Here is a 21,267-nt window from a genome sequence, read left to right as displayed (position 1 = left end):
CCGCCGCCGCGCGAAACGGACCGGCTCCGCCTACAGCTGCTGCAGGTTGGTGCGCGCCAGCTCGACGATCTCGCTGCCGCGGCCGGACAGCACTGTGCGGGTGGCGTAGAGCGTGAAACCCTTCACCTGCGACAGGGTGATCTTCGGCGGCAGGGACAGCTCCTGCCGGGCGACGCGGAGATCGACGAGAGCGGGGCCGTCATACTCGAACGCCTCCCGCACGGTGTCGACAACGTCACCGGTCCGCTCCGCCCGCAGCCCGCGCATCCCGATGGCCTCCGCGATGCCGGCGAAGTCCGGGTTGTCGAGTCCGGTGCCGAAGTTGACCAGTCCGGCCTGCTTCATCTCCAGCTCCACGAAGCTGAGCGCACTGTTGTTGTAGACCATCACCTTCACCGGCAGCCGGAGTTGCTCCAGGGTGAGCAGGTCGCCGAGCAGCATCGCGAGACCACCGTCGCCGGCGAGCGCGACCACCTGCCGTTTCGGGTATGCCGCGGCTGCGCCGATCGCCTGCGCCAGGGCGTTGGCCATCGAGCCGTGGTTGAACGACCCGAGCAGCCGGCGTTTGCCGTTCATCCGCAGGTAGCGGGCCGCCCACACGGTCGGCGTGCCGACGTCACAGGTGAAGACCGCGTCGTCGGTCGCCAGGTCGTCGATCGTCGCGGTGACGAACTGCGGGTGCAGCGGCGTTTCGTTCGGCCGACCCGATTGAGCCAGTTCGTCGAGCTTGGCGCGGCGTCTGCGGTGGTGCCGCACGATGGTGTCGGCGAAACTGCCGTCGCTGTGCGGTGTGATGCGAGCTTGCAGTAACGGCAACGTGTCACGCACGGTGCCGACCAGCGGATGCGAGACCTGCACGCGCCGGCCGATCCGCTCGCCACGAACGTCGAGCTGCACGACCGGCACACCGTCGGGCAGGAACGGCCGGTAGGGGAAGTCGGTCCCCGCCATGATCAGCACGTCGCAGTGCTCCATCGCGCGGTAGCCGGAGTCGTAGCCGATCAGCCCGGTCAGCCCGACGTTGAGCGGGTTGTCCCACTCCAGCCACTCCTTGCCGCGCAACGAGTGCACCACCGGCGCCTTGATGGCCTGCGCGAACTCCACCAGCTCGTCGTGGGCGCCGGCACACCCGGCACCGGCGAGTATGGCGGGCCGCTTCGCCCTGCTGATCACCTCGGCGGCTGCGGAAAGCTCCGCGCCGTCCGGCACGACGGCCGAGCGGGTGGTGTGCACCGGCAGCACGTCCTTGCCCGACCACTCCGCCATGAAGATCTCCCCCGGCACCACCATCACCGCGACGCCGCGGCGGGTGATCGCCGCCTGCAGCGCTTGCTGGAAGACCACCGGGAACTGCTCCGCGCACGACACCAGCTCGGCATAGACGCTGCACTCGTTGAAGATGTGCGTCGGGTGCGTCTCCTGGAAGTAGCCGCTGCCGATCTCCTCGCGCGGGATCTGCGCGGCGATCGCGAGCACCGGCGCGTGACTGCGGCCGGCGTCGTAGAGGCCGTTGATGAGGTGCACATTGCCCGGGCCGCAGCTGCCGACGCAGACCGCCAGCTCACCGGTCAGCTGCGCTTCCGCGCCGGCCGCGAAGGCACCGACCTCCTCGTTGCGCACGTGCGCCCACTGCAGGTCGCCGTCGCGCCGGAGCGCATCGGTGAGGCCGTTGAGCGAGTCGCCGGGCACGCCATACAGCCGCCGGACGCCGCTCGCCTTGAGGGTCCGAATGATCGAGTCCGCAATCGTCGCCATGCGCCCATTGTGGCCGCGGAGCGCGCGGCCCGGGCCGGCAGGACCCGGAAGATCCACCCGCCGGCGCCGTGACACGATCAGCCCATGCTGGCGATCGCAGGAGCCGTCCTCGCGGCCATCGCGTATGGCGCGGCGACGATCCTGCAGGCGATCGGGGTGCGCCGGCTGGCCGATGCGCCGCGCGGGACGTCGCTGTGGGGTCGGCGCCGGGCCGGCTGGCTGTATGGCGTGGGCCTCGTGCTCGACGGCGCGGGATTCGTGCTCAGCTTCGCGGCACTGCGGTCGCTGCCGCTCTTCCTGGTGGAGTCGATGCTCGCGTCCTCGGTCGGTGTCACGGCCGTGCTCGCGGTGCTGGTCCTCCACGTGCGGCTCTCCGGCCGCGAGGTCACCGCCCTGGTCGGCACCGGAATCGGCTTGGTGCTGCTGGCGATCAGCGCCCAGGAAGGTGCCGGGCAGCCGCTCGATGCGCGGGGTGGGTGGCTGTTGCTGGCCGGTGCGGCGCTGGTCGCGCTCGTCTTCGCCGCGGGGCTCGCCGACCGTCAGGCTTCGCGGTCGTCCGTCGTGCTCGCGGTGGCCAGCGGGCTCGGTTTCGGGCTCACCGGCATCGTCGCCCGGGTGCTGCAGGCCGCGAATCCGTTGTGGCACACGCTCGGCCGGCCGGAGCTGTGGGCGCTGATCATCGCGGGGGCGATCGCGATCGTCGCCTACGGTTTCGCCCTCGATCGAGGTCGCACCACGAGCGTCGCGGCGGTCACGTTTGCGATGGAGACCGTCGTACCGGCTGCCATCGGGTTGGCGTTCCTGGGCGATCACATCCGCGCCGGGTTCGCTGCGGTCGCGCCCTTCGGCTTCGTCGTCACGCTCGGCGGCTGCCTCGCGCTCGCCGGGCGGGCCGAAATCGAGTGAGGCTCAGGAGCGCGCCGCGGCGGCTGCCGCGGCGGCACGCTGGACCCACTTCGGCAGCTCGCCGTAGCGCTGGAAAGGCACCACCTGTCCCGCAGCGCTGCACTCGACCAGCTGCGTCATCCGTCGGTCGCGGGTCGCCTCCTGCTTGGCGGTCAGCACCCAGTTGATGCACTGGCGCCGGTAAGTAGCGGTTGCGGCGTCCAGGAACGCCGTGGCGGCAGGTGAATCGGCGAGTCGCTCGGCATACGTCGGCGGCAGCTCGAGCGGGCCGGTCTGCTCGTGCGTGTATGGCGCGGCCTCCCGCCGCCGTGCCTCCCAGATCGCCAGACCGGCCGGCTGCATGCGGCCCTCTGCCCGCAGTCGCTCGACCAGGTCGAGGTTGACCTTGCTCCAGTGACTCGTGCGCTTGCGCGGTGTCCATCGCTGACGGACGTAGTCGTCGTCGATGCGCTGCGCGACCGAGTCGATCCAGCCCCAGCACAGCGCCTCCGGCACTGCCTCCGCCCAGGTCAGCCCGCGGTCGGCGACGTGCTTCTTGGCAATCCCCATCCACAACTCGGTCTCCGTGTCGTGGTGAGCGGCCAGCCAGGCGCCGAACTCCGCCGCGTCGGCGAAGAAGCGTGCCGGTCGCTCCGCGGTGCCGCCCATCCGGCCGGGCGTGGGGTCTTTCGCCATAGGGCCCACCCTGGCACGCCCCGCCGACACCCAGCTCCTCATTGCGGTAAGGAGGCCGGTCTCAGCCGAGAGCGCCGACGCTGCCGCCGAACGCCTCGGCGAGGGCCCCGCCGATCGGTAGGGCGTTGGCCTGTCGGCCAAAGGGGAAAGGTCCCGGACCAGCGGTTGCTGATCCGGGACCTTCCCGACGCGAAGCGCGAAAGTGTTGCTCAGTCTTCCTTGGCCAGCTCGGCGGCACGCTTCTCGACATCCTCGAGACCACCGCACATGAAGAAGGCCTGCTCCGGGGTGGAGTCGTAATCACCGTCGGCGATCTTGTTGAAGGCCTCGATCGTCTCCGAGAGCGGGACGGTCGAACCCTCGATGCCGGTGAACTGCTTGGCGACGTAGGTGTTCTGCGACAGGAAGCGCTGGATGCGGCGAGCGCGGTTGACGAGGATCTTGTCCTCTTCGGAGAGCTCGTCGATGCCGAGGATCGCGATGATGTCCTGCAGCTCCTTGTTGCGCTGCAGGATCTGCTTCACGCGCACCGCGGTGTCGTAGTGCTCCTGCGAGATGTAGCGCGGGTCCAGGATGCGCGAGGTCGAGGTGAGCGGGTCCACCGCCGGGTAGATACCCATGGAGGCGATGTCACGCGAGAGTTCGGTCGTAGCGTCCAGGTGCGCGAACGTCGTCGCCGGAGCCGGGTCGGTGTAGTCGTCGGCGGGCACGTAGATCGCCTGCATCGAGGTGATCGAGTGACCGCGCGTCGAGGTGATCCGCTCCTGCAGTTCGCCCATCTCGTCGGCCAGCGTCGGCTGGTAACCCACGGCGCTCGGCATACGACCGAGCAGCGTGGAGACCTCCGAACCGGCCTGGGTGAACCGGAAGATGTTGTCGATGAACAGCAGCACGTCCTGGTTCTGGACGTCGCGGAAGTACTCCGCCATGGTCAGTGCCGACAGGGCGACGCGCAGACGCGTGCCCGGCGGCTCGTCCATCTGACCGAAGACGAGGGCGGTCTGGCCGAGCACGCCGGCCTCCTCCATCTCGACCATCAGGTCGTTGCCCTCACGGGTGCGCTCACCGACACCGGCGAACACCGACACACCACCGTGGTCGCGGGCCACACGGGCGATCATTTCCTGGATGAGGACGGTCTTGCCGACACCGGCACCGCCGAACAGGCCGATCTTGCCACCCTGCACGTAGGGGGTCAGCAGGTCGATGACCTTGATGCCGGTCTCGAACATCTGGGTCTTGGACTCCAGCTGATCGAAGGCCGGCGGCCGGCGGTGGATGCCCCACCGCTCGTTGACCTCGAGTTGCTCGCCCTCTTCGAGGTTGAGGCACTCGCCGGTCGCGTTGAAGACCTTGCCGAGGGTCGACTCGCCGACCGGCACCATGATCGGGCCGCCGGTGTCCTGCACGGCCTGCCCGCGCACGACGCCGTCGGTCGGCTGCAGCGAGATCGCGCGCACCATGTTGTCGCCGATGTGCTGCTCGACCTCGAGGTTGATCTGCTTCTTGCCCTCGGTCTCCTCGCCCTCGGCGGACAGGTCGACCTCGAGAGTCAGCAGGTTGTAGATCTCCGGCATGCCGTCGGTCGGGAACTCGACGTCGATGACCGGACCGATGACCCGCGCGACACGCCCCACGGCGCCCGGCGCGGTCTCCTCCGCCTTCGTGTCGAGAACGTTGGTCTCACTCATTGGCTATCTCTTTCTCCGTGGCGTTTCAGGAGGCGTCCGCAAGAGCGCTGGCGCCACCAACGATCTCGCTGATCTCTTGGGTGATCTCGGCCTGCCGCGCCTGGTTGGCGAGGCGGGTATAGGTCTTGATGAGTTCCTCGGCATTGTCCGTCGCCGACTTCATGGCGCGCTGACGGGCGGCGAGCTCCGACGCGGCCGACTGCAGCAGCGCGTTGTAGATGCGAGCGTTGACGTACTTCGGCAGCAGCGCGTCCAGCACCTCGTCGGCACTCGGCTCGAACTCGTAGAGCGGCAGCGGCCCACCGTCGGCTGCGCCGTCGCCGTCGGAGTCGATCTCGCCCTCGACGACCTCGAGCGGCAGCAGGCGCACGACCTGTGGCTCCTGGGCGACCATGCTGACGAAGCGGGTGTAGACGATGTGGACCTCGTCCACGCCGCCCTCGGCGCTGCCGTCGATGAACTGCTCGGTGAGGACGTCACCGATCTCCTTGGCGACGTCGAACTCCGGGCTGTCGGTGAAGCCGGTCCACTCCTGCTCGTAGTCGCGACGGCGGAACTTGTAGTAGCCGACCGCCTTCCGGCCGATCAGGAAGGGGACGACCTCCTTGCCCTCGCCACGCAGCCGCTCGATCAGCTCGGCGGACTTCTTGATGGCGTTGACCGAGTAGGCGCCGGCCAGGCCGCGGTCACTGGTGCAGATGAGCACCGCCGCGCGCTTGGGCTGCTCCCGCTCGGTGGTCAGGGCGTGGTCGGTGTTGCTGTGCGTTGCGACGGCGGAGCACGCACGGGTCAGCGCGAGCGCGTATGGCGTCGACTGCTCGACCCGCCGGCGCGCCTTGACCACACGCGACGCAGCGATGAGCTCCATCGCGCGCGTGATCTTCTTGGTGGCCTGGACAGACCGGATGCGCTGGCGGTAGATCCGCATCTGCGCGCCCATGGTGTCCCCTTCCTAGTCGAAAACTGTGCTGCGGGCCCGGCTGCCGGACCCGGTGGCCGAGGTGAGGATCCACAGCGGCTCCCCGCCTCGGCCTTCGGGATTCAGCCCTGCTTGGCCTTGACGATCTTCGCCTGGTCGATCTGGTCCTGGGCGATCTCGTCATGGGACTCGGCGCCTTCGCCACCGTGCTGCGGACCGCTCTCGAACTCCGACTTCAGCTTGGCCACGGCCTCCTCGAAGACGGCCTTGGCGTCGTCGTCCAGCTTGGTGGTCTCCTCGATCGCGTCGAGGGTGCCCTTGTGCTCGCGGCGCAGCAGGTCGAGGAACTCCCGCTCGAAGCGCGGCACGTCGGCCACCGCCACGTCGTCCAGCTGCCCCGTCGTGCCGGCCCAGATCGCCGCGACCTGCGAGGACAGCGAGTAGGGGTCGTTCTGGGGCTGCTTGAACAGCGCCATCAGCCGGTCACCACGTGCCAGCTGGTGACGGGACGCGGCGTCCAGGTCGGAGGCGAACATCGCGAACGCCTGCATCTCGCGGTACTGGGCCAGGTCGACCTTGATCGAACCGGTGACGGCCTTCATCGCCTTGGTCATGGCGGCGCCACCGACACGCGACACCGACACACCGACGTCGACCGCCGGGCGCTGGTTGGCGTTGAACAGGTCGGCCTGCAGGTAGATCTGACCGTCGGTGATCGAGATGACGTTGGTCGGGATGTATGCCGAGACGTCGCCCGCCTTGGTCTCGATGATCGGCAGACCGGTCATCGAGCCGGCGCCCAGCTCGTCCGACAGCTTCGCGCAGCGCTCCAGCAGGCGGCTGTGCAGGTAGAACACGTCGCCCGGGTAGGCCTCGCGACCCGGCGGACGACGCAGCAGCAGCGACATCGCGCGGTAGGCCTCGGCCTGCTTGGTCAGGTCGTCGAAAACGATGAGGACGTGCTTGCCGTCATACATCCAGTGCTGGCCGATGGCCGAGCCGGTGAACGGTGCGAGGTACTTGAACCCGGCGGCCTCACCTGCGGCGGCGTTGACGATGGTGGTGTATTCCATCGCGCCCGCCTCTTCGAGGGTGCGGCGCACCTCGGCGACGGTGGAGTTCTTCTGGCCGATCGAGACGTAGATGCAGCGCACCTGCTTCTTCGGGTCGCCCGACTCCCAGTTGGCCTTCTGGTTGATGATCGTGTCGGTCGCGATCGTCGTCTTGCCGGTCTTGCGGTCGCCGATGATCAGCTGACGCTGGCCACGGCCGATCGGGGTCATCGCGTCGATGGCCTTGATGCCGGTCATCAGCGGCTCGTGCACCGACTTGCGGGAGACGACGTTGGGCGCCTGCAGCTCCAGCTCACGGCGGGTCTCGGCGTTGATGTCGCCCAGCCCGTCGACCGGGTGACCCAGCGGGTCGACCACGCGACCGAGGAAGGCGTCACCGACGGGGACGGAGAGCACCTCGCCGGTCCGCTTGACCGGCTGGCCCTCTTCGATGCCGCCGAACTCACCCAGCACGACGACACCGATGTCGTGCACGTCCAGGTTGAGCGCGATGCCGAGCGTGCCGTCCTCGAACTCCAGCAGCTCGTTGGTCATGGCCGAGGGCAGGCCCTCGACGTGCGCGATGCCGTCGGCGGCATCCACCACGGTGCCGACTTCCTCACGGCTGGCGGCACCCGGCTCGTACGACCGGACGTAGCCGTCCAGTGCTTCCCGGATCTCGTCCGGACGGATCGAAAGCTCCGTCATGTTGTTTCTCCTTGTATGGGCGGACCACCGTGGCCCGTTAGGTCTTGCTCCAGCGTCGGTATGCCGGAAGGTCTCTCGTGAGTGTCAGCCCGCCATGATGCGGCGAGCGTCCTCCAGTCGGGTTGCGATGGTGCCGTCGATGACCTCGTCACCGACCTGCACCCGCAGGCCGCCGACGATGCTCGGGTCGACGATGACGTTCAGCTGCACCGGACGGCCGTAGACCCGCGACAGCGCGTGTCCCAGCCGGGACCGGTCGGCGTCGCCGAGCTCCACTGCCGACGTCACCGTCGCGGCCAATCGGTCACGCAGCCGCGCGGCGACGGCGACATACGACTCGAGCACCCGCTCCACCCGGCGACCGGCCGGGTTGGCCGCGGCCTGCTGCGCCAGGCGCACCGTCTCCGGTGCCGCCTTGCCGCTGAGCAGCGTGCCGACCAGCTGCGCCTTGTCGTGACCGGACCGGCGCCGGTCGCCCAGCGCATCGCGCAGGGCTGCGTCGCCGGTGACCGTGCGCTCGAAGCGGAAGAGCTGGTCCTCGACGTCGTCGAGCCGCCCCTGCTGCTCGGCCGCGGTCAGGGTCGCCTCCACCCCGAGTTGCTCCAGGGCGTCACCCAGGTCGCGCTCGTCGGTCCAGCGCTGGCCGACGGCGCTGCGCAGCAGTTGCTGCACTGCGTCGCTGACCTTGCCGCCGAAGAGCCGGTCGACCAAGGACGCCTTGGCCGTCTGCTCACCCGTCGGGTCGGTCAGCGCCCGCCGGAGCGATGCGCTCGAGCCGAGCACCCCCGAAACAGCGAAGAGTTCGTCACCGAGTGCGGCGGCGCCCGCGCCGGAGCCGAGCAGGCTGCTCATCTCCTGCCGCGTCGTCAGCAGCGAACCGCGCGATGCACCCTGCATCAGACGCCCTCGTTCGCAGCCGTGCCGACCTTCTCCGGCTTGACCTCACCGGACTCGAGGTCGGCGAGGAAGCGCTCGACGATGCCGCGCTGGCGAGCCTCGTCCTCCAGCGACTCACCGACGATCTTGCTGGCCAGGTCGGTCGACAGCCGGCCGACGTGGCTGCGCAGCTCGACCTGGGCCTGCTGGCGCTCGGCCTCGGTCTGCTTGTGCGCGCTCTCGATGATCCGCTGGGACTCGGCACCCGCCTGCTCCCGCATCTCGGCGATGATCTGCGCCCCCTGGGCACGCGCGTCCTCGCGGATCCGGGCGGCTTCGGCGCGAGCGTGGGCGAGCTGCGCTTCGTACTGCGACTTGGCCTCCTCCGCCTGCTTCTGGACCTCCGCGGCCTGCTCCATGCCGCCCTCGATGGCGGCTGTCCGCTCCTGGTAGGCCTTCTCCAGGTTGGGAACGACCTTCTTCCAGATGACGAACAGAATCCCCGCGAACACGACGAGGCCGAAGATCAACTCCGACCACTGCGGCAGGATCGGCGCCCTCTCGGCGACGGAGTTGTCGCTGGAGGCGGCGAGCGCCGCTAGGGCGACACTGTGCATGACTCTCTCCTACGAGACTGGGCTGATGGGCTTGCGGTGTAGCGTCGCGTCAGGACTTGAAGACGAACGCGAGGACCAGACCGAAGATGGCGAGCGCCTCAGCGAGGGCGAAGCCGAGGATGGCGATCGACTGCAGCATGCCGCGGGCCTCGGGCTGGCGAGCAACGCCGTTGATGTAGGCGGCGAAGATCAGACCGATACCGACACCGGGGCCGATGGCGGAGAGGCCGTAGCCGAGAATCGCAATGTTGCCTGACACGATGGTCTCTCTTTCTGAGTTTGTCTTTCATTGCTCCGGCCGGTGGGACCGGCCAGAAGTGTGTGGTCGTGCGTATTCGGTTGTAGGTCCGTACCGGATCACCTGCGCCGGTGGCGCTCAGTGCTCCGTGGCGATCGAGTCGGCGATGTAGGTCGCCGCCAGCAGAGTGAAGATGTAGGCCTGCAGGAACTCGATCAGGATCTCGAACAAGGTCATCAGCACCGCCATCAGGAACGACCCGATGCCGAAGATCTTGTACTGGAAGCCGTTCTGGTGCAGCAGCATGAACTCACCGCCGGTGATGAACAGCAGCAGCAGCATGTGGCCGGCGAACATGTTGCCGAAGAGTCGCAGGGCGAGCGTGACGGGGCGGGTGACGAAGTAGGTGATGATCTCCAGCACCAGGATCATCGGGCGGATCCACAGCGGCAAGCCGGGCGGGATCAAGCTCTTGAGGTAGCCGACGACACCCTTCCGCTTGAACGCGATCGCCTGATAGATCACGTAGACGAAGAGCGTCAGCGCGATCGGGAAGGCGACCCGGCCGGTCGGGGGGAACTGAAAGAAGGGGATGACGCTCATCAGGTTGCTCAGCAGCAGGGTGCAGAACACCGCGAAGAGCAACGGCACGTACTTGAGGAATTCCTTGGTCCCGATGATGTCCTGGGCGATGCCGTTACGGATCGGCGCGTAGATCTGCTCGGTGATCCACTGACCCTTGCTCGGCACGATGGCCGCCTTGCGGGTGGTCATCACCAGGTAGCCGCACACGACGACGCCGACGATGAGGAAGAGCACCATCGGGCGGGTGAACGACCAGTCACCGTGGCCGAAGAACCGCTGGTAGAACTCCTGCGGGTTCGGCGGCTCGAACGTGTCCGTCTTCACCGCAGCAAGTGGGCTGAAGCTCACAGGCGCTCCTCAGTCTTCTTTCAGGTTGGTCGGGAACTCTGGTCTGATGCTGTGTTTCCTGGGCGAGGTATGTCGCTCAGCGCCGGTGCACGGCGACAGCTGAAACCGGGCTGTCACTGCGCACCGTACCGAAACCAGATCAGGTAGATCGACAAGGCCATCCCCGCGAGGAGGCCGACCGGGACCAGGAAGCCGACGTGCAGCAAGCGGTCCAATCCGTAGCCGATCAGGGCAAATAGTACCGGTCCGCTGAGCAGGTAACTCAGGGCACTCACCCCGACGGACTCGGTCATGCCGGGACGCTCGGTCTTCCAGTCCGACGAGCTGGCCAGGAAGTTGGCGACGAGCCCGTCGCGCTTGGGCTGCCGGGGCTCCTCAGGGGTGCCGTGCTGCGGCGCCATACGACCTCCACTCATCGGGCACTCCCCTCGGGCGCGCCGGACAGCTCCGAGTAGACCGCCTTCGGCGCACGCACGTAGGCCGTGACCTGAGCCACTTGCCAGGCGAGTGCCGTCACGAGGACGGAGAGCCCGAACGCCCAGCCATCGATCCAGTCCTGCTCGGAGAGAGCCAGGATGATGATGCCGAGGAAGATGACCTGTCCAAGGTAGACCGCCAGTGCGCTCACCAACAGCAACATGGTGTTGTCGTTCGGGACGCGCTGCAGGATGCCGAGGCCGCCGGCGAAGAAGATCAAGGCGACGAGGACGCCGATGACGGCGCTGCCGCCGGCCGCCGGACCGTTCGCGAACCAGAAGACGATCGCCAGCACGGGCAGACAAATAGCGTTGACCACGATGCCGGCTCGCAGCATCGTCGCGAACGGAACGGCCGGGGGGTCCGGGGCCACTTCCGGTCGGGAGTCCGTCATTGGGCTCACTGCCAATCCGCCTGGTTCGAGGGAGCCGCCGAAGGCGGTTCACCGTTGGCATTCGAGGGCTCTGCGTCCCTCCTGTCCTGCTTGTGAAAGTTATCACAAGCTCCTGGGAGAGGGAAATCGGCGAGCTCGCGACGGTTCGACGTCAGCGCCGTCCCAAGCGGGGCAGCCCGAGCGTGAGCAGCAGACACACCACGATCCCGACGACCAGCAGGATGCTGGCCAGCTGGGTGCTGAGGAAATTGAACAACAGCACTCCCCCGGACACCGAGGCCGACCAGAGATAGAGCAACAGCACCGCGCGCCGGTGCGGGTGCCCCATCCGCATCAGCCGGTGGTGCAGGTGCTTCTTGTCGGGATGCCAGAACTTCCCGCCGCGCCGCACGAACGCCAGGACGATGTCGAGCACCGGCAGCGCCAGCACCAGCACCGGCAGGGCGATCGGCAGCAGGATGGCGACCGTCGAGGTCCGGCCCTGGGCTGCGGACGGGTCGAAGTTGCCGGTGAAGCTGATCAGCGCGGCCGACAGCAGGAGTCCGAGTAGCAACGATCCGGCGTCGCCCATGAAGAGCTTCGCCGGGTGGAAGTTGTGCGGCAGGAACCCCACACAGCACCCGACGATCGCCGCCGAGATGAACGTGGCGAGCGTGAAGACGTCGTTGCCGAAGTCCTGCCGGGTCGAGTAGCTCCAGATGAAGAACGCCAGGGCGGCGATCGCGGTCGTGCCCGCCGCCAGGCCGTCCAGACCGTCGGCGAAGTTCACCGCCTGGGTGGTGGCGATGACGACCAGAACGGTCAGCGCGAAGAGCACCTGCTGCGGCAGGATCGTCTGAGTGCCGAGGATCGGCAGGAACAGCAACTGCACTCCCCCGAGCACCGACATGACCAGCGCGGCGATGATCGTCCCGGCGACCTTGGTCAGCGGATCCAGCTCCCGCAGGTCGTCGATCGCGCCGAGTGCCGTCACGATCGCCGCCGCCGCCAGCACCCACAGCAGGCTGGCGTAGTCGATCCTGCTGCCCAGATAGGGCAACTGGCGAGCGACGAGTATGGCGGCGGCGAACCCCACGAGCAGCGCGACACCGCCGAGCCGCGGGATCGGCACGGTATGCACATCGCGGCCACGCACCGGGGTCACGGCGTTCCAGCGCACCGCCGCCCAGCGGATCGCGGGTGTGGTGATGAAGGTGATCGCCGCCGCGACGATCGCGATGAGCACATATTCACGCACGGTGCGGCGAGGTCCTTCAGTCGAAACTGGCTGGTCGAGTAGCGCGAGCCGCGCGTATCCGGGCCCGAACTGGCTGGTCGAGTAGCGCGCGTCGCTGGGCGAGCGCGTATCGAGATCCAGCCGGCCGGGCTACGGCCGAGGGTACGCCGGGAAGCGCTCGACCAGCTCGGAAACCTGGGCGCGCACGTCCTTGGCGACGGCGTGCTCCGGATCGCCGTCCCCCTTGGTGATCGCGGTGTTGATCAGGTCGGCGATCAGCTTCATCTCCTCGATGCCCATGCCTTGGGTGGTGACGCACGGCGAACCGACGCGAATGCCGGAGGCGATGTTCGGCTTGGCCGGGTCGAACGGGATGGCGTTCTTGTTGAGCACGATGCCGGCGGCGTCGGCGCGCTTCTCCGCGTCGGCACCGGTGACGCCGATGCCCTGCAGGTCGTGCAGCGACAGGTGGGTGTCGGTGCCGCCGGTCGTCGGCCGGATGCCGTGCTCACCGAGCGAGGTGGCCAGCTGTTGCGCGTTGGCGATGACCTGCTTGGCGTAGTCGGCATACTCCGGCGTCGCGCACTCCTTGAAGTTGACCGCCTTGGCGGCGATCGAGTGCATCTGCGGACCGCCCTGCATCATCGGGAAGACCGCCTTGTCGATCGCCTTGGCGTGCTCTTCCTTGCACACGATGGCGCCCGCGCGCGGGCCGCGCAGCACCTTGTGCGTGGTGAACGAGACGACGTCGGCATACGGCACCGGGCTGGGGATGGCCTTGCCGGCGACCAGGCCGATGAAGTGTGCGGCGTCCACCCAGAAGATCGCGCCGACCTCGTCGGCGACCCGGCGGAAGAACTCGAAGTCGATCAACCGCGGGATCGCCGAGCCGCCGGCCACGATGATCTTCGGCTTGTGTTCCTTCGCGAGGCGCTCGACCTCGGCGTAATCGATGTCCTCGGTCTCCTTGTCGACGCCGTAGTGAACGGCGTTGAACCACTTGCCGGAGAAGCTGACCTTGGCGCCGTGCGTGAGGTGGCCGCCCATCGGCAGCGCCATCGCCAGGATGGTGTCGCCGGGCTGGGCGAAGGCGCCGTAGACCGCCTGGTTGGCGCTGGCACCGGAGTGCGGCTGGACGTTGGCGTGGTCGGCACCGAACAGGGCCTTGCACCGCTCGATCGCGAGGTTCTCCGCCTTGTCCACCTCGGCGCACCCGCCGTAGTAGCGGCGCCCCGGGTAACCCTCGGCGTATTTGTTGGTGAGCGTCGAGCCGAGGGCGGTGATCACCTGCGGGCTCGACATGTTCTCGCTGGCGATGAGCTGCAGGCCGCGGCGGATGCGGTCGAGCTCGGAGAGCAGGACACCCGCGATGTCCGGGTCGAACTGCTGCAGCGCGTCGAAGTCCGGGCCATAGAAGGGAGTGGTCATGGCGGTCACCTTATTCGTCGTCGGGGTGGTGGTCGGTGGCAGTCGCGGACGCCTCGTCGGTGGGCTTGGTGAGGTCGATCGGGTCGACCGGATCGATCGGGTCGATCGGGTCGACCGGCTCGTCGTCGACGGCGGAGTTGATCGCCCGTCCGGTGATCAGCTCGACATCGCCGAGCACCTTCTGCAACGCCTCGTTGTCGATCGTGCCTTCACGCAGCACGACCGGGTCGGCCTTGGTGCAGTCCAGGATCGTCGAGGAGGTGTCGGCGCCCCGCTCGCCGCCGTCCAGGTAGACCTCCACGAAGTGCCCGAGCATGAAGCCCGCCTCGGTGACCGTGGTCGCGGACGGCTTGCCGGTGCGGTTGGCCGAGCTGACCGCGAGCGGGCCCGTGCGTTCGAGGAGGGCGAGCGCGATCTCGTCGTCCGGCATCCGCAGGCCGACGGTGCCGTTGGTGTCGCCCAGGTCCCAGGCCAGCGACTGCTGTGCCCGGAAGACGAGGGTCAGCCCACCGGGCCAGAAGGCATCCATCAGCCGGCCGGCGTATGACGGGACGGACATCGCCAGGCCGTCGACCGTCTGCCGGGCAGGAATGAGCACCGGCGGGGGCATGTCGCGTCCGCGGCCCTTGGCCTCGAGCAACTGCGCGACCGCCGTCGGGTTGAACGCGTCGGCCGCGATGCCGTAGACCGTGTCGGTCGGCATGACGACGCATTCGCCGCGGAAGATCGCCTCGGCTGCCGTATTGATGCCTTCGTCGCGTGACTGCGGGAGATTGCAATCGAAGACTGGACTCACGCCGCCAAGTCTGTCAGACGGCCGCTGTGCCGATCGCGCGCCGTCCGCGTGGCCGGTGTCGGGGCCCGCGACCAGCGGCGCTCAGCTCTTGCAGAGACAGAACGGGTGCCCGGCCGGGTCGAGGAAGACGCGGAACGACGTGCCCGGCTGCTCCGCACACTTCGTCGCGCCGAGCTCGATCGTCGGCCCCTCGGCCGCGTCGATGTCGTCGACGACGACGTCGAGGTGCATCTGTTGTGGGTGCTCCTGACCGGGCCACTGTGGTGCCCGGTAGTCGGCGACCCGCTGGAAGCCGATCGGCGGCCAGGACTCGGTGTGGATCTCGGCCCAGTCGCCGTCGTCGTCGACCTTGATCTCGAAGCCGAGCAGCGTGCCGTAGAACCTGGCCAGCTGCGCCGGGTCGGGACAGTCGATCACCAGGGTGGGAGTGCGTGCGATAGCCATGGACGTGACGCTACCCACGCGCACCGACATACCTCTCCGGTGACGTGGCGGCTGCCAGACTCGGCACCCATGGAACTGATCGACGAGGAGTATGACGGGCCGTCGTTCCGTGCGGTGCTGGCGTCGGCAGAGGAGCCGTTGACCCTCGTCCGGTGCGACCTGCGCGCCGCGGATCTGCGGGATGCCGACCTGACCGAGGTGACGTTCACCGACTGCCTGCTCGACGAGATCCGGCTCGACGGTGCCTCGCTGGGCGGCGCCACCTTCACCGGCTGCCGGCTGATGGGTGCGTCGATGCCCCGGACCCGCGGCTTCGGCTTCGTCCTGCAGCGCTGCAACCTCTTCGCCGCCAACCTGATCGGAGCGGTGCTCTCGCACACCGACCTCACCGGGTGCCGCTTCAGCGAAGCCGTCCTGCGCAGCGCCGACCTCCGCTCGTCGGTGCTCGACAGGTGCGAGCTGATCAACACCGACCTCACCGGCGCCCAGCTGGACGGGGCCGATCTGCGCGGCGCGGCGCTCGGGCCGTGCGACCTGGACCGCCTGCGCGCGATGAAAGGCGCGATCATCACGGGACAGCAGGCCCGACAGATCGTCGTCGAGCTGGCCGGCGTGATCGTCATGGAGTGAGTGCCTCAGTGGTGGCCCCGCACTCCCGCGACCCGACGAGTCCGTTCGGTGGAGTCGCCGTGCGAGCGGCTCAGTCGTGGGGTTTGCGAGCAGTCACGGCGCGCGGCCGGTCGGCGAGATCCCGGTGATCGGCCACGTCGAGCCAGCCCTGCCGCGCCAGTGCTGCCGGGAGCGAATCGCCTTGACTGTCAGCGTGTTCCATCACGAGCAGACCACCCGGGCGGAGCAGTTGTATGGCGCGCGCCGCCACCTCGAGCGGGATGCGAAGGCCGTCGTCGCTGCCGCCGTACAGCGCGATCTCAGGGTCGTGGTCACGCACCTCGGGGTCGACCGGCACCATGCCGACCGGGATGTACGGCGGGTTGCTCACGACGACGTCCAGCGAGGCCTCCCGCCCGGGCAGCGCATCCTGCGCCGCGGCCAGCTCGACCTCGACGTCCAGGCCGATCAGCTGGGCGTTGCGGGTCGCCCAGGCGTGCGCCATGGGGTCGAGTTCGACCGCCGCGACGGACGCGAAGGGCGCCTCGTGCTTGATGGCCAGGGCGATCGCGCCGGAGCCGGCGCAGAGGTCGACGATCGACGCCTCGTCGCGCCCGGCGAGCTCGGCCAGCACCAGCTCGACGAGCAGTTCGGTTTCCGGACGCGGCACGAAAACACCTGGGCCGACATGAAGTTCGAGGCCGCGGAAGGGCGCCGTTCCGGTGAGGTGCTGGAGCGGCACCCGGGTGGCGCGCTGCTCGACGAGCTCCGCGAAGCGCTTCTCGACGGTGGCCGGTGGCTCCTCGCGCAGCACCTGCCGGCGCTGCACCTCCCCCACCGACTCGTCCCACGCATGGGCCAGCAACAGCCGTGCATCGGACGCCGCGCTCGGCACACCCACTGCCGTCAGCCGTTCGGTCGCCGCGGCGAGCAGCGCGCGGACAGCTGTCATGCGTTGGTCGAACTGTCAGCCAGCGCAGCCATTTTCGCTGCCTCATCGGTGGCGATGGCCGACTGCACGACGGCCTCGAGGTCACCGTCCAGCACGGCGTCGAGGTTGTAGGCCTTGTAGCCGGTGCGGTGGTCGGCGATCCGGTTCTCCGGGAAGTTGTAGGTGCGGATCCGCTCACTGCGGTCGACCGTGCGCACCTGCGAGCGGCGCGCGGCGGACGCCTCGGCGTCCCGCTCCTCCTGCGCCAGCTGCCGCAGGCGAGCCTTGAGCACCCGCAACGCCGCCTCCTTGTTCTGCAGCTGCGACTTCTCGTTCTGGCACGAGACGACCAGTCCCGACGGCAGGTGGGTGATCCGGACCGCGGAGTCGGTGGTGTTGACCGACTGGCCGCCCGGGCCGGACGAGCGGTAGACGTCGATCTTCAGGTCGCCCGGCCCGAACTCGATCTCCTCGTCGTCACCCTCGTCGAGGTCGGGCATGACGAGCACACCGACGGCGGAGGTGTGGATGCGGCCCTGGCTCTCGGTGACCGGGACGCGCTGCACCCGGTGCACGCCACCCTCGTACTTCAGCTTCGCCCACGGTGCCGTGCCTGGCTCCGGTTGACCCTTTGCCCGGATTGCGAGCCGTACGTCGGTGTAGCCGCCCAGGTCGGACTCGGTGCCGTCGGTGATCTCGGCGCGCCAGCCGGACTGCTCGGCATACCGGAGATACATGCGCACCATATCTGCTGCGAACAAAGCCGATTCGGCGCCGCCAGCACCCGCCTTGACCTCGAGAATGACGTCCCGGTCGTCGTCCTCGTCGCGCGGCAGCAGCAGCGCGCGCAGCTTGCTCTCGGTCTCCTCGACGGCCGCCTCGAGCGCGGGGATCTCCTCGGCGAACGAGGCGTCCTCGCCGGCAAGTTCGCGGGCCGCGGCGAGGTCGTCGCGGGCGGCGGTCCAGGCGCGGTATGCCGCGACCGTCGGCGCGAGGGCGGCATACCTCTTGTTGAGCCGGCGCAACGTCTTGGGGTCACCGTGCACGGCTGGATCGGCCAGTTGCCTTTCCAGCTCGGCGTATTCGTCGGCGACGGCTGCTGCGGACTCGATCATCGGGACTTCTTCCGGGAGTGCGGAGGTGAGGGCAAAGCAAACGCCGGCCCCAAGCCTCGTGACGAGGATGGGACCGGCGGTGCGAGGAAGCTACTTGGCCGCCTTCTTGCCGTAGCGCTCCTGGAAGCGAGCGACACGACCACCGGTGTCCAGAATCTTCTGCTTGCCGGTGTAGAAGGGGTGGCACTGCGAGCACACGTCGGCGGTGATGGAACCGGACGGGGCGGTGCTGCGGGTGGTGAAGGTCGCGCCGCAGGTGCAGGTGACGACGGTCTCACCGTAGGACGGGTGAATGTCCTTCTTCATGGATTCTCCTAGCGATCTCACGCCCGCCGGGTCGCTGGCGCCCTCATGCGCAACGTGAACCGGTGGACCAACCGAAGATTCTGCCAGCTGGCAGACCATACGTCCAAACGAGAACCGTTCTCGCGTTATTCCGGAGTCCGCAAGCTCGATCAAGGCGGTGTCGGTGGGCGCCGTTAGCGTGCCGGAGATGAAGTTCGCGTATGTCGTTCCCTTCACGACCGAGCCGGAGTTCGTCGAGCTCGCCCGGCTCGGGGAGGAGCACGGCTGGGATGCCGTCTTCACCTGGGAGGCGGTCTTCCGGCACGACGCGTGGGCGACGCTGGCTGCGGCCGCCGTGTCGACCCAGCGCATCCGGCTCGGGACGCTGATCACCCCGGTGCCGCGCTACCGGCCGTGGGATCTCGCGGCGCGGGTCGGCAGCGTCGACCGGCTCTCCGGTGGACGCCTCATCCTCGGCGCCGGCCTCGGCGCACCCAATGACAACTGGCTGGCGTTCGAGCCGGACGAGGGCCGCAAGGTCCGCGCGCAGAAGCTGGACGAGGGGCTCGACATACTGACCGGACTGCTGGCCGGGCAACCGTTCTCCTATGCCGGCAGGCATTTCAGCGCCCGGCCGGCCCCCGAGCTGACGCCGCCCCCGCCGGTGCAGCGGCCGCATCCACCGATCTGGCTGGTCGGGGCGCTGGTCCGTGGACAGGAGCGTCAGCCCTCGCTGGCGCGTGCCGCGCGGTATGACGGGATCTTTCCGGCCGTCGCCCGCGCCGCCGAAGGCCAGTCCGGGATCACGCTCGAGGCGTTCCGGGACATCGTCCGGCGGATCAGTGACTTCCGCGCGGCGAGCGAGCTCGGCGGCGAGCCGTTCGACTTCGTCGTGGAGGGCGATTCCTACCACGGATTCGTCGAGATCGAGGGCAGTCCGGCCGACTGGGCGGCGGCCGGCGCGACCTGGTGGATCGAGTCGTGGTGGGACCTCCCGGAGACCGCGGCAACGGTCGACGAGTTGCGCCGGCGCATCGCGGCCGGACCACCCCGAAATTAGCTCTTCTCCGGAAACCATTTACATAGCCGAGAGTGGCAAGGTGAAAGAGTCAGCTCTCCTCTGGGCCGATCGCCCCCGGAAGTCACGGAGTACTCAATGACTCAATCGCTCTCCCGCCGCAACTTCCTGGTTGCGGCACTCGCAGTGCCCGTAGCGGCCGCTGCCACCGCTGCCCCGGCGTTGGCCGTGGAGGATCACGACCAGTTCACGGCGGCATCGACCAAATACGGCGTGCCTGCATCGGTCCTGGCCGCCGTGTCCTACGGACAGACCCGGTGGGAAGACCACGACGGCCGGCCCAGCACCAGCCTCGGCTACGGCCCGATGCACCTGGTCGACGGTGCGGCCGCGCAGGCGCAACGCGATGCGGCGTACGGCGGCAAGGCGCCGCACGTCGTGGACACGCTCGGCCGGGCGGCCGAGCTCACCGGCCTGTCCAAGGATCGGCTGCGCACGGACACTGCGGCCAACATCATGGGCGCCGCGGCCGTGCTGGCCGCCGCACAGCGGGCAGCCGGGCACGCGGTCGGCGCGCACACCGACCCCGCGACCTGGTATGTCGCCGTCGCGTCGACCAGCGGGTTCACGGCGGCCGCAGCCCAGCGCGGCTTCGCCGACGACGTGATGAGCGACCTCCGCTCGGGCGTCAGCCGCACGGCGTCGGGGGTCCGGCTCAATCTCACGGCCACCAAGGTGGGCAGTGTCACCGCCCAGCGTGCGGTGCTCACGCGGCGGGCCGAGACAGCGGCCAAGGACGCGAAGCCTGCGCCATACCCGATCGACGCGCCGAAGGGCCTGGCGGTCGACTGGGTGCCGGCGCCGTACGAGCAGACCGGTCCCGACCCGGGTGACTACGGCAACCACGACCTCGCCAACCGGCCCGCCTCCCACGCGCTCAACACGATCGTCATCCACGACACCGAGTGCTCCTACGACGAGGCGCTCAAGCTGGTGCAGGACCCGACCTATCTGGCCTGGAACTACACGGTGCGCTCCAGCGACGGCCTGATCGCGCAGCACCTGGAGGCCAAGGACGTCGGCTGGCACGCCGGCAACTGGTACGTCAACAGTCACTCGATCGGTGTCGAGCACGAGGGCTACGCGACCGCCGGGCCGACCTGGTTCACGGAGGCGATGTACCGCAAGTCGGCGCGGTTGATCTCCTATCTGGCCAAGGAGTACAAGATCCCGCTCGACCGCGCACACATCATCGGGCACGACCAGGTGCCGGCCACCACGACCGGTGGCATCCCGTCGATGCACTGGGACCCGGGTCCCTTCTGGGACTGGGAGCACTACTTCGAGCTGCTCGGCGCGCCGCTGCACCGCGGCACCCGCGGAGTCAGCCGGTTCTCCGCGGGCGACATGATCCGCATCCTGCCGGGCTTCGAGGGCAACGAGCAGGTCGTCACCGGCTGCGACAGCAACAACCCGCCGATCTGCGTGGTCGACGGCCCGCAGCCGGCGACCAACTTCGTCACCCTGCACCAGCAGCCGGACGAAGGTGCTCCGCTGGTCAAGGACATCGGGCTGCACCCGAATGGCGCGCCGTCCGGCACCGGCCCGGCCGACGTCGGTGCGCGGGCGGCCGCCGGTGAGGATTACGTCGTCGCGGACGTCGACGGCGACTGGACGGCGATCTGGTATCTCGGCCAGAAGGCGTGGTTCCACAACCCGCGCACGTCGCCCACCGCGCGGCTGCTGAAACACGGCGTCAAGGCGACCGCGAGCACCGACATCCAGGTCTACGGCCGCGCCTACCCGGAGGCCTCGGCCTACCCCGACCCGTCGTTCGTGCAGGCCATTTCGCCGTTCAGCTATGTCTGGAGCGCCGGCCAGGAGTACGTCATCGCGGACACCGACGTCCCGACCGACTACTACAAGGCTTGGTACTACGACATCAACACGCCGAACGATCACATCGACATCGTCGGCAAGACGAAGTACTACCTGGTCTACTTCGGCCACCGGGTCATGTATGTCATGGCGGACGACGTGACGCTGAGCTGATCAACGGTTGACGGCCGAAACGGCGGCTGACGTCTCTGCTGGGACGTCAGCCGCCGTTTCGCGCGTCACTCGGTGCCCAAGGTCGGCATGCGCGCTCCCGGGTATGCCGAACGCGGCGTCTGGAACGCGTTC

The 21,267-nt window shown here is 68.6% G+C and carries 22 protein-coding genes; 4 read left to right on the top strand and 18 right to left on the bottom strand.

Annotation, left to right across the window (positions count from 1 at the left end):
• Positions 1 to 30: 30 nt before the first annotated feature.
• Positions 31 to 1,755 (bottom strand): ubiquinone-dependent pyruvate dehydrogenase, encoded by a 1,725-nt coding sequence (poxB, locus tag ACN8HC_RS17635; RefSeq protein ID WP_490076154.1) that lies wholly within the window; start codon positions 1,753 to 1,755, stop codon positions 31 to 33.
• An 84-nt stretch (positions 1,756 to 1,839) separates the two neighbouring features.
• Between poxB and ACN8HC_RS17630 the strand changes: the two genes are divergently transcribed.
• On the top strand, positions 1,840 to 2,661 hold the full coding sequence (locus ACN8HC_RS17630) for a DMT family transporter (RefSeq protein ID WP_490076153.1): 822 nt from the start codon (positions 1,840 to 1,842) through the stop codon (positions 2,659 to 2,661).
• Between the two features lie 3 nt (positions 2,662 to 2,664).
• On the opposite strand, the gene ACN8HC_RS17625 is transcribed toward ACN8HC_RS17630, so the two are convergent.
• From ACN8HC_RS17625 to ACN8HC_RS17560, 14 genes are all read right to left on the bottom strand, one after another.
• Complete coding sequence (locus ACN8HC_RS17625) at positions 2,665 to 3,336, bottom strand: YdeI/OmpD-associated family protein (protein ID WP_490076152.1); 672 nt, start codon at positions 3,334 to 3,336, stop codon at positions 2,665 to 2,667.
• A 209-nt stretch (positions 3,337 to 3,545) separates the two neighbouring features.
• Entirely contained in the window at positions 3,546 to 5,027 is a 1,482-nt protein-coding gene (gene atpD / locus ACN8HC_RS17620; RefSeq protein WP_490076151.1) for a F0F1 ATP synthase subunit beta, read from the bottom strand.
• A gap of 25 nt (positions 5,028 to 5,052) precedes the next feature.
• The gene (locus tag ACN8HC_RS17615; RefSeq protein ID WP_490076150.1) at positions 5,053 to 5,967 is read right to left on the bottom strand and encodes a F0F1 ATP synthase subunit gamma; all 915 of its coding nucleotides are present in this window, start codon (positions 5,965 to 5,967) and stop codon (positions 5,053 to 5,055) included.
• Positions 5,968 to 6,068: 101 nt separating this feature from the next.
• Positions 6,069 to 7,706: a F0F1 ATP synthase subunit alpha gene (gene atpA / locus ACN8HC_RS17610; protein ID WP_490076149.1), complete on the bottom strand. Its 1,638-nt coding sequence runs from the start codon at positions 7,704 to 7,706 to the stop codon at positions 6,069 to 6,071.
• 84 nt (positions 7,707 to 7,790) lie between these two features.
• The gene (locus ACN8HC_RS17605) at positions 7,791 to 8,603 is read right to left on the bottom strand and encodes a F0F1 ATP synthase subunit delta (RefSeq protein ID WP_490076148.1); all 813 of its coding nucleotides are present in this window, start codon (positions 8,601 to 8,603) and stop codon (positions 7,791 to 7,793) included.
• On the bottom strand, positions 8,603 to 9,199 hold the full coding sequence (locus tag ACN8HC_RS17600; RefSeq protein WP_490076147.1) for a F0F1 ATP synthase subunit B: 597 nt from the start codon (positions 9,197 to 9,199) through the stop codon (positions 8,603 to 8,605). Before ACN8HC_RS17600 ends, ACN8HC_RS17605 begins: the two co-directional genes overlap by 1 nt.
• A gap of 49 nt (positions 9,200 to 9,248) precedes the next feature.
• On the bottom strand, positions 9,249 to 9,458 hold the full coding sequence (gene atpE / locus ACN8HC_RS17595) for an ATP synthase F0 subunit C (RefSeq protein ID WP_440282678.1): 210 nt from the start codon (positions 9,456 to 9,458) through the stop codon (positions 9,249 to 9,251).
• A 117-nt stretch (positions 9,459 to 9,575) separates the two neighbouring features.
• Complete coding sequence (gene atpB / locus ACN8HC_RS17590) at positions 9,576 to 10,370, bottom strand: F0F1 ATP synthase subunit A (protein ID WP_490076146.1); 795 nt, start codon at positions 10,368 to 10,370, stop codon at positions 9,576 to 9,578.
• A gap of 113 nt (positions 10,371 to 10,483) precedes the next feature.
• Positions 10,484 to 10,786 carry a hypothetical protein gene (locus ACN8HC_RS17585; protein WP_490076145.1) on the bottom strand — a complete coding sequence of 101 codons (303 nt, stop codon included), beginning with the start codon at positions 10,784 to 10,786 and terminating at the stop codon, positions 10,484 to 10,486.
• Complete coding sequence (locus ACN8HC_RS17580; RefSeq protein ID WP_490076144.1) at positions 10,783 to 11,241, bottom strand: hypothetical protein; 459 nt, start codon at positions 11,239 to 11,241, stop codon at positions 10,783 to 10,785. Before ACN8HC_RS17580 ends, ACN8HC_RS17585 begins: the two co-directional genes overlap by 4 nt.
• A gap of 151 nt (positions 11,242 to 11,392) precedes the next feature.
• A complete protein-coding gene (locus ACN8HC_RS17575) occupies positions 11,393 to 12,478 on the bottom strand; it encodes an MraY family glycosyltransferase (RefSeq protein ID WP_490076143.1) in 1,086 nt (361 codons plus the stop codon).
• Between the two features lie 129 nt (positions 12,479 to 12,607).
• Positions 12,608 to 13,885 carry a serine hydroxymethyltransferase gene (glyA, locus tag ACN8HC_RS17570; RefSeq protein WP_490076142.1) on the bottom strand — a complete coding sequence of 426 codons (1,278 nt, stop codon included), beginning with the start codon at positions 13,883 to 13,885 and terminating at the stop codon, positions 12,608 to 12,610.
• 10 nt (positions 13,886 to 13,895) lie between these two features.
• Entirely contained in the window at positions 13,896 to 14,681 is a 786-nt protein-coding gene (locus tag ACN8HC_RS17565) for an L-threonylcarbamoyladenylate synthase (RefSeq protein WP_490076141.1), read from the bottom strand.
• Between the two features lie 81 nt (positions 14,682 to 14,762).
• Positions 14,763 to 15,125 carry a VOC family protein gene (locus ACN8HC_RS17560; protein ID WP_490076140.1) on the bottom strand — a complete coding sequence of 121 codons (363 nt, stop codon included), beginning with the start codon at positions 15,123 to 15,125 and terminating at the stop codon, positions 14,763 to 14,765.
• Between the two features lie 69 nt (positions 15,126 to 15,194).
• Here ACN8HC_RS17560 and ACN8HC_RS17555 point away from each other — a divergent pair, with 69 nt between their 5' ends.
• Complete coding sequence (locus ACN8HC_RS17555; protein ID WP_490076139.1) at positions 15,195 to 15,755, top strand: pentapeptide repeat-containing protein; 561 nt, start codon at positions 15,195 to 15,197, stop codon at positions 15,753 to 15,755.
• Positions 15,756 to 15,825: 70 nt separating this feature from the next.
• On the opposite strand, the gene prmC is transcribed toward ACN8HC_RS17555, so the two are convergent.
• The 3 genes from prmC to rpmE all read right to left on the bottom strand — a co-directional run bounded on the left by prmC (position 15,826) and on the right by rpmE (position 18,086).
• Positions 15,826 to 16,686 (bottom strand): peptide chain release factor N(5)-glutamine methyltransferase, encoded by an 861-nt coding sequence (gene prmC / locus ACN8HC_RS17550; protein WP_490076138.1) that lies wholly within the window; start codon positions 16,684 to 16,686, stop codon positions 15,826 to 15,828.
• Positions 16,683 to 17,780, bottom strand: a complete 1,098-nt coding sequence (gene prfA / locus ACN8HC_RS17545) for a peptide chain release factor 1 (RefSeq protein WP_490076137.1) — start codon at positions 17,778 to 17,780, stop codon at positions 16,683 to 16,685. The genes prmC and prfA overlap by 4 nt, the downstream gene beginning before the upstream one ends.
• A 90-nt stretch (positions 17,781 to 17,870) precedes the next feature.
• Positions 17,871 to 18,086, bottom strand: a complete 216-nt coding sequence (gene rpmE / locus ACN8HC_RS17540; protein WP_490076136.1) for a 50S ribosomal protein L31 — start codon at positions 18,084 to 18,086, stop codon at positions 17,871 to 17,873.
• A gap of 163 nt (positions 18,087 to 18,249) precedes the next feature.
• On the opposite strand from rpmE, the gene ACN8HC_RS17535 reads away from it, so the two are divergent.
• The gene (locus ACN8HC_RS17535) at positions 18,250 to 19,125 is read left to right on the top strand and encodes an LLM class flavin-dependent oxidoreductase (protein ID WP_490076135.1); all 876 of its coding nucleotides are present in this window, start codon (positions 18,250 to 18,252) and stop codon (positions 19,123 to 19,125) included.
• Between the two features lie 96 nt (positions 19,126 to 19,221).
• Complete coding sequence (locus ACN8HC_RS17530; protein ID WP_490076134.1) at positions 19,222 to 21,135, top strand: N-acetylmuramoyl-L-alanine amidase; 1,914 nt, start codon at positions 19,222 to 19,224, stop codon at positions 21,133 to 21,135.
• Positions 21,136 to 21,267 lie beyond the last annotated feature (132 nt).

The sequence above is a fragment of the Flexivirga sp. YIM B11880 genome, assembly GCF_058148645.1.
The sequence above is the reverse complement of the archived record's forward strand: the minus strand, read 5'-3'. Positions and strand labels throughout refer to the sequence as shown.

What these genes read in the sequence shown, in the direction of transcription:
- glyA (WP_490076142.1), bottom strand. Translation starts at nt 13,885, where the DNA reads ATGACCACTCCCTTCTATGGCCCGGACTTCGACGCGCTGCAGCAGTTC.
- ACN8HC_RS17560 (WP_490076140.1), bottom strand. Translation starts at nt 15,125, where the DNA reads ATGGCTATCGCACGCACTCCCACCCTGGTGATCGACTGTCCCGACCCG.
- ACN8HC_RS17615 (WP_490076150.1), bottom strand. Translation starts at nt 5,967, where the DNA reads ATGGGCGCGCAGATGCGGATCTACCGCCAGCGCATCCGGTCTGTCCAG.
- ACN8HC_RS17605 (WP_490076148.1), bottom strand. Translation starts at nt 8,603, where the DNA reads ATGCAGGGTGCATCGCGCGGTTCGCTGCTGACGACGCGGCAGGAGATG.
- prmC (WP_490076138.1), bottom strand. Translation starts at nt 16,686, where the DNA reads ATGACAGCTGTCCGCGCGCTGCTCGCCGCGGCGACCGAACGGCTGACG.
- atpA (WP_490076149.1), bottom strand. Translation starts at nt 7,706, where the DNA reads ATGACGGAGCTTTCGATCCGTCCGGACGAGATCCGGGAAGCACTGGAC.
- ACN8HC_RS17585 (WP_490076145.1), bottom strand. Translation starts at nt 10,786, where the DNA reads ATGAGTGGAGGTCGTATGGCGCCGCAGCACGGCACCCCTGAGGAGCCC.
- atpD (WP_490076151.1), bottom strand. Translation starts at nt 5,027, where the DNA reads ATGAGTGAGACCAACGTTCTCGACACGAAGGCGGAGGAGACCGCGCCG.
- poxB (WP_490076154.1), bottom strand. Translation starts at nt 1,755, where the DNA reads ATGGCGACGATTGCGGACTCGATCATTCGGACCCTCAAGGCGAGCGGC.
- ACN8HC_RS17630 (WP_490076153.1), top strand. Translation starts at nt 1,840, where the DNA reads ATGCTGGCGATCGCAGGAGCCGTCCTCGCGGCCATCGCGTATGGCGCG.
- ACN8HC_RS17555 (WP_490076139.1), top strand. Translation starts at nt 15,195, where the DNA reads ATGGAACTGATCGACGAGGAGTATGACGGGCCGTCGTTCCGTGCGGTG.
- ACN8HC_RS17530 (WP_490076134.1), top strand. Translation starts at nt 19,222, where the DNA reads ATGACTCAATCGCTCTCCCGCCGCAACTTCCTGGTTGCGGCACTCGCA.
- rpmE (WP_490076136.1), bottom strand. Translation starts at nt 18,086, where the DNA reads ATGAAGAAGGACATTCACCCGTCCTACGGTGAGACCGTCGTCACCTGC.
- ACN8HC_RS17600 (WP_490076147.1), bottom strand. Translation starts at nt 9,199, where the DNA reads ATGCACAGTGTCGCCCTAGCGGCGCTCGCCGCCTCCAGCGACAACTCC.
- prfA (WP_490076137.1), bottom strand. Translation starts at nt 17,780, where the DNA reads ATGATCGAGTCCGCAGCAGCCGTCGCCGACGAATACGCCGAGCTGGAA.
- ACN8HC_RS17580 (WP_490076144.1), bottom strand. Translation starts at nt 11,241, where the DNA reads ATGACGGACTCCCGACCGGAAGTGGCCCCGGACCCCCCGGCCGTTCCG.
- ACN8HC_RS17625 (WP_490076152.1), bottom strand. Translation starts at nt 3,336, where the DNA reads ATGGCGAAAGACCCCACGCCCGGCCGGATGGGCGGCACCGCGGAGCGA.